Annotated in this window: 12 protein-coding genes; 6 read left to right on the top strand and 6 right to left on the bottom strand. The window is 57.1% G+C overall.

The genetic code is table 11. The features are described 5' to 3' along the window. The first annotated feature begins 87 nt into the window (after window positions 1-87). Window positions 88-1446 (top strand): ATP-binding protein, encoded by a 1359-nt coding sequence (locus tag R8871_RS19645; protein WP_175051977.1) that lies wholly within the window; start codon window positions 88-90, stop codon window positions 1444-1446. Window positions 1447-1558: 112 nt separating this feature from the next. Beyond that, the gene (locus R8871_RS19640) at window positions 1559-3208 is read left to right on the top strand and encodes an ApeA N-terminal domain 1-containing protein (RefSeq protein WP_175051976.1); all 1650 of its coding nucleotides are present in this window, start codon (window positions 1559-1561) and stop codon (window positions 3206-3208) included. A 302-nt stretch (window positions 3209-3510) separates the two neighbouring features. On the opposite strand, the gene R8871_RS19635 is transcribed toward R8871_RS19640, so the two are convergent. After that, window positions 3511-3783, bottom strand: coding sequence for a hypothetical protein (locus tag R8871_RS19635; protein ID WP_175051975.1), 273 nt, complete (start codon window positions 3781-3783; stop codon window positions 3511-3513). Window positions 3784-4145: 362 nt separating this feature from the next. Here R8871_RS19635 and R8871_RS19630 point away from each other — a divergent pair, with 362 nt between their 5' ends. After that, window positions 4146-8816, top strand: a complete 4671-nt coding sequence (locus tag R8871_RS19630) for an ATP-binding protein (RefSeq protein ID WP_175051974.1) — start codon at window positions 4146-4148, stop codon at window positions 8814-8816. A 113-nt stretch (window positions 8817-8929) separates the two neighbouring features. Here R8871_RS19630 and R8871_RS19625 read toward each other — a convergent pair whose 3' ends face one another. Further along, entirely contained in the window at window positions 8930-9736 is an 807-nt protein-coding gene (locus tag R8871_RS19625; protein WP_175051973.1) for a hypothetical protein, read from the bottom strand. Between the two features lie 208 nt (window positions 9737-9944). Between R8871_RS19625 and R8871_RS19620 the strand changes: the two genes are divergently transcribed. Further along, the gene (locus R8871_RS19620) at window positions 9945-10517 is read left to right on the top strand and encodes a hypothetical protein (protein WP_175051972.1); all 573 of its coding nucleotides are present in this window, start codon (window positions 9945-9947) and stop codon (window positions 10515-10517) included. Between the two features lie 72 nt (window positions 10518-10589). On the opposite strand, the gene R8871_RS19615 is transcribed toward R8871_RS19620, so the two are convergent. Further along, on the bottom strand, window positions 10590-11177 hold the full coding sequence (locus tag R8871_RS19615) for a hypothetical protein (protein WP_175051971.1): 588 nt from the start codon (window positions 11175-11177) through the stop codon (window positions 10590-10592). A 161-nt stretch (window positions 11178-11338) separates the two neighbouring features. Here R8871_RS19615 and R8871_RS19610 point away from each other — a divergent pair, with 161 nt between their 5' ends. After that, the gene (locus R8871_RS19610; RefSeq protein WP_175051970.1) at window positions 11339-13984 is read left to right on the top strand and encodes an AAA family ATPase; all 2646 of its coding nucleotides are present in this window, start codon (window positions 11339-11341) and stop codon (window positions 13982-13984) included. A gap of 135 nt (window positions 13985-14119) precedes the next feature. On the opposite strand, the gene R8871_RS19605 is transcribed toward R8871_RS19610, so the two are convergent. The 3 genes from R8871_RS19605 to R8871_RS19595 form a co-directional block, all read right to left on the bottom strand. Beyond that, window positions 14120-14551, bottom strand: a complete 432-nt coding sequence (locus R8871_RS19605) for a hypothetical protein (protein ID WP_175051969.1) — start codon at window positions 14549-14551, stop codon at window positions 14120-14122. A gap of 640 nt (window positions 14552-15191) precedes the next feature. Beyond that, window positions 15192-16076, bottom strand: a complete 885-nt coding sequence (locus R8871_RS19600; RefSeq protein ID WP_175051968.1) for an NmrA family NAD(P)-binding protein — start codon at window positions 16074-16076, stop codon at window positions 15192-15194. Between the two features lie 34 nt (window positions 16077-16110). Beyond that, the gene (locus tag R8871_RS19595) at window positions 16111-16953 is read right to left on the bottom strand and encodes a pirin family protein (protein WP_175051967.1); all 843 of its coding nucleotides are present in this window, start codon (window positions 16951-16953) and stop codon (window positions 16111-16113) included. Between the two features lie 92 nt (window positions 16954-17045). Between R8871_RS19595 and R8871_RS19590 the strand changes: the two genes are divergently transcribed. Beyond that, window positions 17046-17972 (top strand): LysR family transcriptional regulator, encoded by a 927-nt coding sequence (locus tag R8871_RS19590; RefSeq protein ID WP_175051966.1) that lies wholly within the window; start codon window positions 17046-17048, stop codon window positions 17970-17972. Window positions 17973-18020 lie beyond the last annotated feature (48 nt).

Raw genomic sequence — 18020 nt, 5'->3', positions numbered from 1 at the left:
CACGCCGTCGGCCGTCACCGCTGCCAAATGTTGTGGGCTTTCCCGTATGCGGTACGATGGCTGACATCATACTGAGAGGCGACAACAATGACGATTGCCGGCTACGACAAGGCTCGTTTGCGTGAAAAACTGAAGGTCGCGCTGTCAGCCGCGCAGCCCGTACGCACGCCCGAGATGCTTAAGGGCCGTGAGCGCGAGTTGGAGGCGATTGACCGTGCACTGTGCGCACCCGGGCGCAATGTTTTTATCCATGGCGACCGGGGCGTGGGCAAGAGTTCGCTCGGGGCGACAGCCGCCTACCAGTATCAGAGCGCCGATAACGGCCCGATCATCGTTGGCGGTACCCCGGACGAGACCTTCGATTCGCTTATCGCCAGCATCGCCAACAAGGCAATGGGTTATTCACGCACGACGAGCGTCAAGCATCAATTGAGCTTGTCGCTTGAATGGCGCGGACTGAAATGGCAGCAGGGACGGGAGGTCAGCGCAAAGGACGTCAAGGAGCAGTTGAAGACGATCGGTGACGCCGTTGATCTACTCGGGGAGATTGCAGACATTCACTCGAAGCAGCCGGTAGTCGTGATCGATGAGTTCGATGCGATTGCTGATCCGCAAGAGCGTAACCGGTTTGCTGCGTTGCTCAAGGCGCTCGGCGATCGTGAGGTGAATCTAAAATTTATCTTTACCGGTGTGGGCCGCTCGCTCGAAGAGTTGCTCGGCGCGCACCAATCCGCATACCGACAACTGGCCACGTTCGAGGTGCATCGCCTGGGCTGGGAAGCGCGTCGGGAGATAGTCACGCAGGCCGCGCAAGAATTCGGGCTTGATGTCGATAATGACGTCAACTGGCGCATCGCGATTGTCAGCGATGGCTTTCCGCACTACGTACATCTCATCACCGAACACATGATCTGGCAGGCCTTTGACGACGAGACCGAGTGCGAGATGCTGGGGGCACACCACTACCAGTTGGGCCTGCGCGAAGCGATCGAGCAAATCAATGTAGAGCTCAAACGCCCTTACGAGAAAGCGGTGTTGCACCGCTCAGCCGAGTGGGAAGACCTCGTCTGGGCCACAGCCGACGGCGAAGACTTGTTCCGGCAAAGCAATGCGATCCAGCAGTCGTACCGCATGATCACCGAGAGGCGCGGAAGCCCGCTCGCGATCGAAAATGGACGGTTCGCCGAATCGCTGCGCAAACTGAGAACCGAGCCGTTTGGTGCAGTGCTTGAATCGGTCGCGCAGCGACCCGGCTGGTACACCTATCGCGAAAAGATGCTGCGCGGTTTTGTGCGTATGCAGGCGGAGGCCTCAGGTATCGAACTCAATGGCGAGGTGCCATTGCAGCCCCAGCGCATGCACGTGCCGGCGAATCTGCGCAGCGGCTATCACGGATCACACGTGCCGGCATCTGTCAGGCTGCGCGAAGACCGCAAGAAGAAGTGACTCGGGGGCCAGTTAGGCATCTAGCGTACGGCCAACCGATTGAGGGGACGGCGAGCGCTCCGCCACAACGCTGACAGCCACGACGTCGAAGAACGATAAGACGCTAAAAACCATGAACGCCGAAATCATCTTCACCGAAGACTACAGCTACAGCGTAACGGCAATTCACGCCACACTTGGGCAATTAGGAGATGGCAGGCTTACTTTCGGACCGGGCAAAGGCACAACCCTGCAATTCAGACTGAGCACCCTCAAGCTCGCCGAACGCCAAACACTTGAGGAGGTCCATGCAGTCACCGAGGATGGTCGGCATTTCACCCTCTTTGACTGCCAGTTTGAAGAGCTATTTTTGTCGTGCCAATACATCGTTAGCACGGAAACAACCGATCCTTTCGTTCTGGCAGAAGTCGAGGTACTTGACATATCCCCTTGGTTTTTTGAATATCAGCGCATGCAGGGCAAGCCAGGAGCAAAGATCGAATGGGTTAATACACCTCACGAGATAAGTGCGAGTCTGACGCTTGATGACAAGAACCTCACCGTCAAAGCTTATCCGCATACCAGCATCGACCGGACAGACGACGGTCATCTAATCAAGGATTCGGTCCTCTTCAGCATTGAAAGCACCACCGCCTTGAGCATAAGTGAGGTGCGACGATACACGACCGACTTGCTGGCTTTGCTAAGCATCCTTCTGGGCACACCCGCATCAATTTCGAGCGTTGGCGTAAAGTCTGAAAACGGCAGGTCGGGCGGCGCCTTCTTTCCGTTTTATGAGCCTGAAGCGGACACTGGCACACGCAAGAAGGAGAGCCATGACTATTTCCTCAAAAAGCCCATCTTTGAAGCCAACTGGCAGACGATAGCCCAGAACTTCTTCACCTCAGATTTGCGCGATCCGCTTTGGTTACGACTATCAGGGATGAAGCGGTACAACGACTTCTGGGAATACAAGGTCCTAGGCTATGTCACCCTCTGGGAAGCTTACGTCTCATCTCAAACACAAAGCCTTGGCAAGAAAGCCATCGCGATGCCCACGAAGGCAGTCAAGCGCTTTCACGAAAAGCTGGACAAGAATAAACTTACCCTGACCAACGAACAGATTCAGAGGGTGAAAGATTTAGCCGACTCAGTGTTCCAAACTCGTGATTACACGCTCCAGGAGAAAACTGAGATTGTCATCTCCCAGACCGACCCCGACATAATCAGAATCATCAATCTGTCTTCGGATGCATTTGTTAGACTCAGGAAAATCCGCGATGAGATAGCGCACGGCGACATCATCACCATACCTCCTGATGAACACCCCCTTCTATCCACCCGCATTGAGAAGCTGACCCTGCTGCTCACCTACTTCGCGTTTATCGAGTTTGGCCTAAAAAAGGACGACTTTCTTGCATGTCTGCGTTCGACATGGAGCAGAATGGTCAGAGGCGCCAACCTCAACGAAGCGCACCTAGATAAGGTAATGGCGACTGCGGAGTTCATCACTCTGACAAGCGGAAACCTTCTTGCATTAAAACCACTGGCGACCGGTCAAGCGTTTCGCTGTTTCCACAGGAACGACCAAGGGGAGGTCGCCTATTCCCAAGAGGATACGAAGACTTACTTCGCCAAGCTTCAGTCCAATACATTGGGCAACAACCCGGACTACAACGAGGTATTCAACAACCACGAGAAGAAGATTCGGTACGTTCCCAACCTCTACTTTGAGGATGGTCAGCACAACCTTCATTTCACCGCCGTTATTCTTTTTGAGTAATGCGATGACCGTGAGGATGTCGGCTTCAGAAAAAACAACCGCCCGTGTGGATCGAGTTCTGCTGGATGCTGTCGGTATGACGACAGCATCCAGAATCGGGTCACTCTCGACGACTTTTCGGATGATCCGACGTTCGGCGTCAATTGGTCTGCGGCTGATGTGCCGCCAAGCGGGCAGCGATCTCAGGTGCGTTGATCAGTTGCTCATAATGGAAGGCCATGGACGTCGTTTCACCGCGAACTTGGTTTGTACCACTCATGTCGAAAAGTCTGTGGCCCGATCGCCCGTATTGCATCTGGTGATCAATACCAGCCCAAGTATTCGGCCAAAGGCTGTTCTTGAATGTGCCCCGCTTCGAGAAGCCTGCGGTCTTCAATGTACATTGGCAAAGCGATCTGGAAGACGTGGTTACTCAATTGCAAGACGAATTGCATGTAGGAGCAGTCATCGGCTCGCTCAGGCCTACGACGCAGCAGCCAGTAACTCACCCGGTCATTGGGTAGCGGGCCACGCACGAACTGATAGATGATATTGAGCGGCTTATATGGATAGGCACCACGCGCTTGCTTCGGCAAGCATGACTATCCTATGCGCCCACCTTAGTATATAAAACTGCGACGAAGCTACGATTCGGGACAAGATTAAGGACCAAGGTATGGCATCGAGGAGCGGATCAGCCGGGGGTAGAGCAGAGGCGGCAGGCGGAGGCTATGAAACCCTAGTTGCCGCCTGGTATTGCGTTCGCATTCTGCTCGGCCGTCTCGCACACCCACTATTTGACCTACCTCCGAACACCCGTCTGCTCGTCTTGCGCTCCCAGAGCGGAGAAGACGTCGACGACATAAACTGCCGGACGAGCGACGATGGCGTCGTCTTGATACAGGTGAAGCGTACCGTCGGACTGACCACTGGCGAAACATCGCCACTCGCGAAGGCCTTGGATCAGTTTGTCCGCCAGCAGAAGGCGGCAGCCGAACACCTGTCCGACGCGGTTCTTGGACGCCCCCTTGATCCTGCGCGCGACCGGCTTGTCCTCACGACTAGGGGCACCGCGGCGGCCAAGATCAGAGGCGCGCTGACTAGGCTTCTTCGAGGACTTCGGGATCAACCGGACAAGACCTTGCTTTCGGAGATTGCTGTCAACGAGGAGGAGCGCGAAGTAGCCAGTGTTGTGGAGACCCACATTCGGCGTGCATGGCTCGTGGCCTATGGATCTGCGCCAACATCGCCCGCGATCAGCACGCTACTTCGCCTGATTCACCTTCAATTTGTCGACGTAGAACCGGGCGAACGCGACCGGATCTCGGCGATGGACGACCTGCGTTCCCAACTGCTCACGGACCCAGATCAAGCCGAGGCGGCCTTCTCGCATCTGGTCACTCACTGTGCGCGCCTGCGTTCCGATCAATCGGGCGCGGACACCTCGACACTACTCAGTACACTAGCTCAAGCCGGAATCAGTCTTCAGGCGGCACCCGACTACCGCGCCGACATCGCGGCCCTCCGCGCATGGACGGGCCGCCGCCTGACGACAGCTGCCCGTTTCACCCGCCTCATCGAAGGCGACCCCGCGTCGGTCATCGAACGAGCAATCTGGCCGAGCACAGTCGAGGCTGCACGACAAAACTCCGTGCTGCTCGTCGGCGAGCCGGGCGCTGGCAAAACTGGTATCGCCTATCGTCTCGCCGAGACCGAGATGGCCACGGGTCGTGACGTCATTTTTATCCCAGTGGACATATTGACAGTCGACGGCCTTGCGGCGCTACGCGCGGAGTTGGGCATATCACATGAATTGGGAGAAGTCCTCGCGAACTGGCCCGGCGCACAGCACGGCCTTCTGATCATCGACGCTCTGGATGCGGCCAGGAAATCCGAAACCCAAACCGTGCTGCGCGTGACGATTGAGGAAGTTCTAAGACAAGCCGGCGGCAGGTGGAATGTCGTTGCTTCGGTCCGAAGCTATGACCTGCGCCAAGGCGCCGAGTGGGCTCGCCTTTTTAGAGGCCGTCCACCAACTGCCGATCACGCAGACCCTGGATTTCCAAACGTACGGCACATTCTGGTGGTGCGTCTGACCGAGCAAGAGCTTGCCCAGATCGCTGCGTTTTCACCAGAACTAAAGAGTCTTTACGACGGCGCCTCGGCGCCATTACGCGACTTGCTGTGCAACATTTTCAACCTTAGGCTTCTCGCAGAACTGGTCGAAGATGGCATCGTGACAAGCGACCTTGCAGATATCACGACCCAGTCTGAACTGCTTGACACCTACTGGAACCGCCGCATCCGCCGTTCCGACGGAAATCACGATCGTCGCGAACTCGCCCTTCGCGCAGTCGTTGAACGGATGCTGGCGTCCAAATCCCTCCAGGCATCTCGCGTTGACGTGCTAGCGCAAGCCGATCCAGTGGCGATCGTCGAGCTTGAACAGTTCGACATACTGCGCGCTGAGGACGAGCACGGCCAAAACGAGGACACGCTCCTTTTCTCGCACCATGTCCTGTTTGACTACGCCGTGGCGCGCCTCGTCTTTCGCCGCGGACGGGATGCAGCGGACCTAGTCGGCAGGTTGATCAGAGAACCCGCGCTCGCCTTGATGCTCAGACCCAGCCTGTCTCTAACGTTCAGTGAGGTGTGGAGCGAAAGGCAATCCGGCCGACCCCGCTTCTGGAATCTCGCCTTCGCAGTCGCGCGGGAGCCCCGGGTGTCGCCCGTTGGTCAGCTCGTCGGCCCTATCGTGATCGCAGAGCAGGTGGAAACTTTAGCGGATTTGCAGCCGCTTCTTGATGCCCTGACGCCAGGCTCCAGCCTGCAAGGTGCCGCCGAGCTGATCCTTCAGCACTTGACCGGCGCACTGCTTGCTCGCGTCAAGGCAGGCGCTCCGTTGATCGGGCCTGACGCCGGCCCCTGGATGGCGCTTGCTGAGACGCTATCGCAGGTCGGAACCGACGCTGCCATGAATACGGTTCGAATTCTCGTTCAGGCAGGCACCGAAAAGCCAAGTGATCTGACCGCCCAACAGTTGATCCATGCCGGCGCAGCCGCGCGTCGCTTGCTCGACTTTGCGTGGAATCACGATCCGCGTATCGAGCAGTTCGTCATCACCGCGATCAACGGCGTCGCCAACACCGTGGCGTCCGACCCGCAGGCTACGATCAGGCTTCTGAGGCGTGCGCTGGAACCTGAACACCTTCGCCAATTCGGCTATGAGGAACTGGACTGGATCACCCGCCACATCCGATCGTACGCGGCTCACGATCTTGACTTTGTAATCGACCTGTACGCTTCGATATTTGAATACGAAGAACCGTCAGGCGATGCGAAAACCAGCATTTCAAGCAGCGCCATCATGGGCATGTCATCCACGCGACGCCAGGACTATGAAATGGCATGGTGGATGCTTGCAGAAGCTGCCCCGCGGTTGCTCGACGAGCATCCCGCTGAAGGAACGAAGGCCGTCGCGCGCGGCCTCGACGGTTACATTCGTCGCCATGAGACCGACCCCGAGAGTCCGAACGAAGTAGAGGAGTTCTACATCGGCGAACGACCAGCACGCTATGTCCATGATCGAAGCTATGGGTGGAACGGGCGAGGTGTCCAGCATTATCGAGACGCTCCCGCCCTCCTCAACAAATTCAATGAGTTCCTGGAGCGCCTGTTGGCCCGCGGTGACTCGCAAGAATTGTTCGCACTGGTTGTCGAAACGGTAGCCGACGAAGTGGGGAATGCTGTCCTTTGGTCCACCCTGCTGGCAGCGGCGGCGAAACACCCTGCTATGTTTGGCGCAGCCGTTCTACCCCTGGCGAGCACCCAACCGGTCTTAGGGTCGCTCGAAACACGGTTTCAAGTTGGCAACTACCTCACAGCCGTCTTTTCGACGCTGACCACCGAACAAAAGGCTCCCATCGAACGGGCTATCCTCCACCTGTCTGGACCAGGAAGCATTCGTAGTCAGCAAATCCTAGCCGGATGTCTCTCCGCCGCCGACTGCGTGACGCCAGAGATGCAGTCCTTTCAGGACCAGCTCGCCGCAAACACCGAGGTACCCGTGAATCGTCCGGCCATGCAGCTTGAATTCAGCAGCAGGCCGTACGACACGGATGCCTACCTGAAGGAAATGGGCGTCAATGTTACGGACGAACACAGCATCGCCATCCGGGAACTCATGCGCCCCGTCGAAGCTCTGCCGAACACGTGGGACACCAGCCTGAGCCTTGATGAAGTCCGTCGACGGTTAGATCTCATTGATCCGCTGGTGGATCGTCTCGTAGCGCTTTCCCAGGGACAGATAGACCCAAAGCTCTACGAACATGCCACGGGCACGGCAGCAGAGGCCGCGCATCGGGTGGCAATCACGCATTATGAAGTCATCGAACAGGCTGACGTTCGGGACCGCCTGAAGCGAGTGTTATTGTTCGCGAAGGGATCGACGTCCCCATCGTTCTCCCAAGAGCACGAAGACCGCTTCCACGACCACGCGAGCTGGGGTGGCCCATCGGCGCGCAACGGGGCAGCAGGGGGACTCATGGCGCTCGCCCGGCCTCAGAATCCGGTCGATCCTGACGTCCAGGCTGCCATTCTTGAACTCGCGCGTGATCCAGTCTGCGACGTTCGCCTCCAGATCGTGCAGAACCTCCACGTGCTTCGAGACAGCGATCCGGCGTGGGTATGGGCCGAGATCGAGCACGTGCTGGAGCACGAGTACACGCGTCAGGTGATCGATTCCGCCATTCAATCCCTGGCACAGGTCGCGTATCTCGACGTTCCGCGTGCCATTCGCATCGCAAAGCGCGTCCTCGACCGATACAAGGGGCAGCAGGGTCCGGGAATCGGGCAAGTCTGCCAATCCGCGGCTTCGCACGTCATGGATATCCACTTCGTATTCTCAAATGCCGAAGCCGACGAATTTTACGCACAGCAACTTGCTGACCCGCCACTGCACGCCGAAAACTTGCATGCTTGGGTTGCTCGGTACTCCGACAAACTGACCATCGGCGACGACACCGACTCGGATCAAGATCGCCAGCGGGCCAAGACGATCGCGTTCTACCGGGACACTGCCGATGCCGTCTCTGATGCCATCGAAAAAATCTACGCCGAGCATGAAGCGGCCAAATCGCGTGAATGGCCATCGGAGGTCGTATCGCGGGCGCAGGCATTAAGCGGCGTCCTTGACGACATGGCACTCAGAATTTACTTCGCGAGCGGAGGCGACAATAACGCGGATCACACTCAAGAGGAATTGGCGCATCGCTGGCGCCTCTACCGTGAACTTATGCCAGTGCTTGACCGACTGGCCGAATGCGGTGTCGTGCACACGGCTTATTATCTGATACAGGCTCTGGAACACTTCATCCAGGCCGACCCGGCTGGCGTATTTCGATTGATCGTCAAGTCGGTCATGACGTCCTCCAGATTCGGCTATGCGTTTGAGTCGATGGGTGCCGACGCGATTGTTCGCGTCGTCGAGAAATATCTCGCCGACTATCGGGAGGTGTTCAGCGATGATGCGCGGCTGAACGAACTCATGGCATGCCTCAACCTATTCGTCAGTGCCGGCTGGCCGGCGGCCCAATCCCTGACTTTCCGGCTCGCCGAAATCTGGCGCTAAGTTGCAAGAGGACATGAGCCACCAGCCTAACTCGCGCCGCCACGGTCTGTAGACTTTCTGCGCAAGACCGGCCAATGCGGCCCTAGTGATTCATGCGCCACTTCGGGTCACTATCAGCCGCAGACGTCGCAGGTCTGCAGACGGTTGACGTAGGGTCGGTTCCCTTGATGAGGATCGATGATCCGCTCGGGATGGTAATGACCGCGGACGCATTCAGGAGGGATGTCTTGGCGCACGACATAGCAGGGGGGCTCGTTCCCAAACGGCAAGGGGCGCCGAGCGGCGAGTTGTCCCCACTCAGATAAGATCATCTTCGCTACTTCAACGTGCTGCTCGGCAGGCACTAGCCCGATCGGCAAATCGATTTCCAGGACCGTCGGGACGCCTTGGCCACGAAGTCGGAAGCGATAGTCCTCCCCGCTCGGGGAAGAGCCTAGGTGTGCCGCGAGTGCCATCAGATACTCACTACCTTGGATGAGGTAATGCCCGCATTCGTAAACTAGATATTGATCGCATCCTACGAGCCACATTGCACCACGCTCCCGGTTGCCGCGGTCGCCGAACTGTTGGATGATCTTTTCCACGTGCTCCTTCGGCACGTCAGAAAAAAGCTCGCGGAATACGTTGCACAGTAGATCGCTGTTCTGACCAAGCAAACCGCGCTCATAGTAGCTTGACAGTGTTAGCGGACGGCAGCCATGAAAGCCCTTGAAGTGCGTGTAGTAGCGGGTCAGGCTACTTACAAACTCGGGCAGAATGTACCCTGAATCAGGAAGCCACGAAAAGTCGTCTGACCAGCATTTCGGCCGTTCTTGCGAGAGATGCTGCCGTAGTTCGGTGGTGAGCACGTGGCCTGCATAGTGGCGAACGCTGGCCAGCCAATTCCGACGTTTCCTCCAGTCCAACACCTTGATATTCATCGCGAGCGGTTGCGAGCTAATACGGTAGGGTGGAATGTAGCTGATTTTCTGCGTTGCGCGCTAGCAAGACTGGTCGTTTCGCGATCGGCCGAGGATGCTTGATGCGCGAACCAGCACGGCCACCCGAACGCCACAAGATGATTCGGGAACTTACTGGCAGGGGATGGCCGAGCTTTCCCTCAAACTGCACGAACTGGAATAGACGAACATGCGAGTGACAAAGATCGATGCCGCCCGAAGGCAACTCATTACTGCCATTCGACTTTTCTTCGACGGAGGCGATCGCGTCTCCGTCTACTCGCTGGCATCGAATGCATGGGAGGTTGTCGACGTGCTCTGCACGAGCGCGGGCGTGGAAAGCTTCTCCAAGCAGGCGCGCGAAAATCTACCAGCCGGACACACGCTTAAGTACTACATCAATGAGCCGTATCGGAACTTCTTCAAGCATGCTGAACAAGACCCGAACCCTGATAGTTCGGTCGAACTGCGTGAGGCCAATGTTGCCGCCATCCTTTTTCTGGCAGTGGAGGATTACATACGACTTCGGCAGGGTGGTCCTATAGAGGCACAGGTCTTTCAAGCGTGGTTTATTGCCGTCTTCCCCGAGAAGATTACAGACGAGCCAGTCGCACAATCACAACTCGAAAGCGCCAAACTCGCATTTCCCGACATCGCTACACTTGCCGCGTCCGACCGCATCGAAATGGGTCGACGGGTACTGGAAGCGGCGCGCAGAGATTCGGCACTTGCGGCTGACCCGAAAACCGAGCCAAGTCTCTGACTCTCGTCTGTGTGTAGGCCGCACGCTGGAATCGGGGGTGGCGCATGGCGCGACCAAAGTCTCTGGCTCCATCTAGATTACCGAGCTAGGGTGCCAACCAAATTCTTTCTCGATGAAGCGCCGATATTCAGTGTCAATCTGCAAAGGCGCTAGTCGAACATACTTCTCCGCCTTTTCTAGGCCTACCTCATCAAGTTCGCGCAGATGCGATATGACGTCTGTGCCTGATGGCATCACATTGCGATTGCGCCTGAACCCGCACGGCAGGTTGGTCCATACAACTCCATCAAGCGAATGTTGATTGGCCCAAGAGGCAATTGCTTCCCCCTCAGCGCCATACTTCTCGCCAGTGTGTTGATCGATGAAGCCGATGTTATCGCTGATCCACTTCTCCTTCGCTTGGGAATATTCCCGGATTCCGAGCCGATCCCTCGCGGATTGCATATCTGCAACGTCAAGCATGCACCAGTATGTTTGAACCCGTTTCACATTCGGGCAAATCACGAGAGTGAGATGACCGGCCTCAGACTCCCTCGCGAATTCGACCGGAAGCATCGGTCCATCACTATGCCACTTCCCTGTAACAGGAAGTCCCTGCTGATCCCAAATCAGAGACCCCCAACCAATACAGGCAATCGCCATCTTCTCGCGATCCTTCATAACCACCTCAACTCAAATTATGCTTAACGCATAGGTCCAGTCAGATTCTCAGCGTTCCTGTCGCAAGGGCGTCGTTGAATCGCATTGCCCTCTGATCGCATTGATAATACGCTCTACCGCACTGACCGATTGACGCGCTGTCATGACCGAAGGGGACCGTTATGTTGCTGCTACAGGAACTGCTGACTTGGGCTAAAGGCTTGCCTGCATGGCAAAGCGACGCCGTTGCACGACTGCTTGCGAAGCAGACACTCACGTCAGAGGATCTTAACGATCTTTATGCTTTGCTCAAGATAGAACATGGCATTCCTGACCCCCAAGGCCGAACCCCGAACAAGCTTAGCGCCGACCAACTTCCCGCGCCCATAAAGACGTCCGTGCACGTCGAACTCCGAGCGATTCAGAACATGCAGCGGGTGAATGCGATCGCTGAGAACCATCGACTCTCATTCGGAGCCACCGGGCTGACAGTGATCTATGGCGATAATGGATCGGGAAAGTCCGGGTACTCTCGCGTCCTCAAGCGTGCTTGCCGAGCTAGGGATCAGGCGGAGCCTATTCTTCCGAACGCCAATCTCGCAACCGGGGCAACTGGCAACGCTGAAGCGGATTTCGAAATTGCGATCGACGGAAAATTGGAGAGTTTTCATTGGATTAATGGCACGACAGCGCCGGCGGAGCTTTCTTCACTCTCGATTTTCGATTCACGATGCGCGCGCGCCTACCTTGATAGTGAAGACGATTTTTCGTACGTCCCCTATGGGCTTGATGTCTTCGAGAGCCTTGCGAAGGTGTGCAAGCAACTAAAGGCCATGATCGAATCTGAGCACGCGCAATCGTCTGTCGATCTTACGGCGTTTGCGCATCTCCGAGGGGAGACGCCTGTCGGTAAGTTGATTGCGGGATTGTCCGCAAAGACGACGATTGCGCAGATTGACGCGCTCGGCATCTTGACGCCTAGTGAACTGGCCGAACATGGCGCACTAGACAAAGGTCTAAAAGAGAACAATCCGAAGGAAAAAGCAAATCAGCTGCGCTTGCGGGCGCGCCGCGTCGCCACGATCGCGGATAACGCGGCCACGAAAGGAGCGTCAGTGGACGAGGCCGTTGTTACCTCGCTGCGCAAGCTTGCGGATGACTACCGCACGGCTCAGGCTGCTGCCGCGCTGGCCGCAAAGCAATTCAATGAACAAGAAAAGCTTCTGCCTGGCACTGGAGGCGAAGGGTGGCGTGAGTTGTTTGAGGCCGCCAGAAAATTTGCGTTCGAATCTCACCCTGACAAAACCTTTCCAGAGCTAGGTTCCGACTCGCCGTGCCCCTTGTGCCAGCAACCGCTATCTGATGGGGCTACGCGCCTTGTCCGTTTCGAGGCATTCATTAACCAAGAGGCTGAAAAAAATGCTCAAACGCGGCGCGCGTCGTTGTGGGCAGTATATAAGCCCTTCGCAGCACAAAATGTGAACCTGAGTCTGGACGACGTGACCTATGGCGAGATCGAATCCATCGATAAACAGCTCGCCACCGATACCCGAGTGTTCGAGAAGCTGTTGGCTACACGGCATGAATCGATTAAAGCGGCCGTGGTGTCCCACGATTGGACCGGCACGGATGCTGAATTGGACAACCCAGCATCGCGTCTCAAAGCGCTGGCTGATAAGTTGAACGCCGAAGCTGAGACACTCGAAAAAGTTTCCGATGAAAAAGCGCGCGCCTTGTTGCAAACGAAGTTCGACGAACTGGACGTGCGGATCAAGTTAAGCCAAGTAAAGGGGGCTGTTGTGACGGCGCTCGAACGCCTTATTCACCAAGCCAAGCTTACCCGATGCCTTTCCTCCGTCAAGACAAACGCCATTTCATTGAAAGCTTCTGAACTGGCCGAGAGGGTCGTTTCGAAAGAGTTGGCCGACGCGTTGAATCAGGAATTCAAACAACTTGGCGTTGGGACGTTGCGCGTGTCATTGCAGAGCCGTTCCGATAGGGGAAAGGCGCTACACAAGTTGAAGCTTGAATTGCCACAGAGTAGAAGCCCGGGAGATATTCTGAGTGAAGGTGAACAGCGCGCCGTAGCAATCGGTTCGTTCCTCGCTGAGGTTGGGCTCAGTGGCAACAAGAGCGGTATCGTTTTCGACGATCCTGTTTCGTCTCTCGATCATCGACGGCGCGAGCTAGTTGCGAGGCGACTTGCCGCCGAATCAGGAAAACGACAGGTCATCGTTTTCACGCACGACATTTACTTTCTCGGCGTGCTCGCCGACGAAGCAGACAGCGCCAGCGTGCCGATAATGACGCAATGCCTGATTCGCCGGTCTGAGGGATTTGGTATCGCCGATCCTGAATTGCCGTTCGAAGGCAAGAATGCTTCGGCGCGTATCGGCGCTTTGCGCAATCAGCATCAAGCCATCGCGAAGCTTTTTAAGATCGGTGATGAGCAGGAGTATCGACGACTGACCGTGGACGCTTACTTTCGGCTCCGGATGGCATGGGAGCGGGCAGTCGAAGAAGTTTTGCTTCGCAAAGTCATCATGCGATTCCGAAAGGGTGTCGAGACACAAAGGCTCGTGGAGGTATCCGTCGAAGATAGCGACTATGCGCAGGTCGATGCAGGTATGACTAAGTGTTCGAACTATGCTCACGACAAAGCCATGATCGCCGGTGTGGCTGTCCCTGAGCCCGACGAACTCCTCGCGGACATCGAAGCACTGGAAACTTGGCGAACAACGATCGAGCTGCGAAGTAAAGATACGGCCAAGAAGCGAAAAACGGGCATCTCATCACCTGCCACAATCCTCGCTGCCAAAGCTCAATGAAGGGGTAAGAGCGAATCGCACTCCAGCTTTTTTGTGACTTACCACCGAAGCTCATATCAGTCTGACGTCCGAACGACATCCGATGGTCTCCGTCATGGGCGACCATATTTAGCCACGAGATCAGTTGTATATCGCTCACCATGACGAATCACAATCGGGTGAAAATTCTCGCACGGCCACGTTGAGTACCCGGTGCGGGTCGCTTACAAAGACCTCGGCCGGTGGCAGTCCGTCTAACAGCGCGTGCGGCGAATACAACCAAAATGCTCGACGCCATCCCCCACGATCATCGTCACCGGGCAGCACCATAAGCAATTTAGAGACCTCAGGACGAAGCTTTCCGAACCGGTCAAATTGGAAATCCGGATAGACGAACCCGCGCTGAGCCTCAGACCAAACCCCCAAGAGCAAGCGTGCGGCGCGGGCATGCGCCAAATGTGCCCCAGCATCCGCTGAAGGTGAAACTTCGACAGATCCGGCGACACGGCAGTCGTCCGGCCAGCGATTTCTCAATAGTTCGTCGCGAAAGTTAATTGCCTCTCGGTGCGCCGCTGCGAAAGTGGCCATTGATTCCCTCCCGGTTGCTCGCCGCCCAACTCGGTTCACATATCAGCCGAACAGTGCGCCTCCGAATCAACATCCTTAAGGGCTAGAAGAAGACTAATCCACCTGTTGAACCATATTCTAGGACTTGCGGCAACCGGGTGCGCTTATCCCTGTCACAGGCGCGCGTAATACCAGCGGTTATATGGCGAGTTTGCCACGGTACGGATCGGCGTCGGTCGGCTGGCAGCACGAGCGGCTGAGTGTCGAATGACACCGAAGGTGAAAACTGTGTCAGGTAAGTGAAAAACTGCTGACATAGATAATGAAAAAATCCCGCAGCTAGTGAAGGTCAAGACGCCCGGGAGTTCCGGGCATTGTCATTGACGGTTAGTCTGAGCCTTTGATAGCTCACCGGCCAAAGTCGACCGAGGCTGTGTGAAAACGCATGCTGAATGCTGCGCTCCCAAAAATCGACCCGTCAGATCGCGCCGTATTGGCTTGGCAGCAACTCGGGAAGGGTGAAGCGACACCCGAAAACCGAGTACTTTTGCGTTTTCACACTGCCTCGACCCTCAAGCGACATTCGGTTTTCCGGGAAGCCGCCATTCGAGCTATACGACACCGCGTCCCATCAACTCAAAGCAAGTCGATGCAGACAACCTTATGCCTGTATGCTTTTCCAAGCCGCGGCCAATTCACGAGCAAAGTCACTATAAGACCGGGGCGGATGACCGAGTAGGCCTGTTAGTTTTTCGATCTCAGCCGTGCTCGCGATAGCACCGTCTATCTGATAGCGGCGCATCATGATTGCGATATCGTAGGCGCGCGAATTCGGGATGACCGCCCGGAGACTCTGCTCGAATGCGGCGAGATCGTCGCCGCCATAGGTGATCGGATAGCCAAGTTGCCTGGACCACAATGCGGCGAGATCCGGACCCGTCAGCACGTCAGGCCCGACGAGCGCGTACCTTTCTCGCGGTAGCGGCGTTGCGGATTGCTCGCGACGTAGAAGCTCCTTCGCCGCCGCCTCGCCAATGTCGCGTGTATCAACCAGCGATAGGCCCGTGCGGCCAATCGGCATCCCGTACACCGAGTGAGTCAGCAACGCGTCCTTCTGTTGTGCATCGTTCTGGAAGAAATAGCACGGCCGAAGAATAGTGGCTGGCAGGTCGTAGACCTCGATCATGCGTTCGATTACGACTTTACTCGCGAAATGCGGCACGTCGGCGTAATCCTCGCCCTTAAATACTGACAAGTAGACGATCCCCTTGACCTTGGCGTCACGGGCAACGTTCAAGGTCAGCATCGCCTTGCTCAATTCATCCGTCGTGTTACCGACAACCAGGAAAAGCGTGCTCACGCCGTTCATTGCAGCACGGATACTGTCCACATCGCCGAGATCGCCCTGGACAGCAGTTACGCCGGCCGGAAGCTTCGCCTTATCCGGGGAGCGAGTCAGAGCACGAACGTCTGCGCCGCCTCCATTCAGAAAATGAAGCACCTTGCTTCCAACTGTGCCCGTGGCTCCGGTGACCAGGATGGTCATGATTATCTCCTTGCTGTTAAGGGGGTGTTGATGGCTACCGTGGCCGTAGGGCCTCGATACGGGCTTCTCCTGCCTTCAGTGCAACGGCCGAGGTGTGGACGGAGTAAAGGCCAAGGACGAGATCGTGGGGGTGTGGAACGGCCGATCCGAGCACGAAGACCACGCCAGACGGGCCGGCCCGGATCTTGATCGGTGCTTCGCCCGGCTCGAACACCGCGAGTTCGCCGGCAGCAATGTTTCCGACTGCCGTGAGGCCGCCTTGAGCAACACTCACAAACGCGATGGATTGCCCTGGTGCGGGTTGGAAGCTCCAAGTCTCGCCAGGGGCAAGCGTTACGAGCAAACAAGTGATGCCTTGCGGAGCCTGCGCTGGACTCGTTGCCCCGCCATATTCCCCGACCAGGACGCGTGCAGGCCCCACTGTGGGCGTGAACGAGGCTTCGATGAACTGCGATAAAGAAGGTCCGTTTTCGAGTTCAGGCGGAAGCGCAATCCAGAGCTGAAAGGCTTGAACCGACGGCGAATCGCCTGCGCTTGCCTCATCGCCGTGCCAGATACCGCCACCTGCCCGCATCCATTCAAGGCCGCCGTAGGCGATCACGCCCTCGCCCGAGTTCGGGTCACGAAAGCGCATGTTGCCCTTCGTCACGATCGAGACGGTAGCGATCCCGGAGTGGGGATGCCTGGGGAATTTGGGAAGGTTCCTGGTATCCGTTTCGACCAGATCGAGAAAGACGAACGGCTTGAGTACCTGACCGAGATCGGCAGGACTCATCAGCCGAATGACTGGTCCGTGCGATTGGCCGCGGGTCTTTCCGAGAATGGCGCGAGGAAGCGGTGAACGTCGCGAACCCTCCGTCTGCGTGACTTGTGACATGGCATCTCTCCTCGAATGCCTGCATTCTGAACCGAGGATCTCCATCAAAGAAGCCACTTATAATTGATCCGAACCATCACTATAATTAATGGATGATTGAAAGCGTCTCGATCGACCAATTGCGGATGTTTGTCGCCGCCGCCGACACCGGCAGCTTCTCGGCTGCCGCCCGGCGGCTCAATCGCGCACAATCCGCGATCAGCCAGGCGATCGCCGCCCTGGAAACATCGTTGGGGATTTCACTGTTCGACCGATCCGAGCGCTTCCCCAAGCTCACGCCCCAGGGCTCCAAACTTCTGGCGACGGCACGCGGTATCGTGCGGGATACCGATGGCCTCAAGGCGCATGCCCGAAACCTCGCTGGTGGACTGGAGCCTGAACTTGCGATCGTCCTCGACACGATGTTCCCCCAGTCTCTTCTGACCACGATTGCGCAGGGATGGGCCGCTGAATTCCCGGAAACGCCGTTGCGCGTTCATTTCGAGGCACTGGGCGCCGTCGCGCAGGCGGTGCTCGATCGCCGAAGCAGTATCGGTGTAATCGGAACCCTCCAGACGGTTCCGCCAGACCTCTCCAGGGAGTGGGTATTCGATCTGCCGCTGGTCACTGTCGTCGCACCTTCACACCCCTTGGCGGACGCGAAAGGCCGGATCAAGCCCGAGCTTGCGGAGCGGCATGTCCAGATCGTGCTGACGGACCGATCCGCACTCAGCGCCGGCCAGGAATTCGGCGTGTTCGGCCGGCAGGCCTGGCGCGTCACCGAGCTTTCGACAAAGCATGCCTTCCTGTGCGCGGGACTCGGCTGGGGAAACATGCCATATCCGTCCGTCGCCGACGATATCGCTGCGGGACGGCTCGTGACGATCGAACTCGAAGGCATCCCCTCAGGCTATGGACTGCCCATGTCGGTGGTCTACCGATCGGACAGTCCACCGGGATTGGCCGGCCGCTGGATGATCGACCAGATGCGGTCGATCGTGCTCAAACACCGCGGTCGTAGTTCATCCAGGAAACATTGAATCCCCGCCGCGAAACGCGGCGGGGATTGCGCAGTGCAGATACCGGGC

The sequence above is a fragment of the Paraburkholderia sediminicola genome, from assembly GCF_902859805.1.
GTDB lineage: Bacteria > Pseudomonadota > Gammaproteobacteria > Burkholderiales > Burkholderiaceae > Paraburkholderia > Paraburkholderia sediminicola.
Note: the sequence above shows the minus strand (reverse complement) of the source record. Positions and strands in the feature narration are given on the sequence as shown.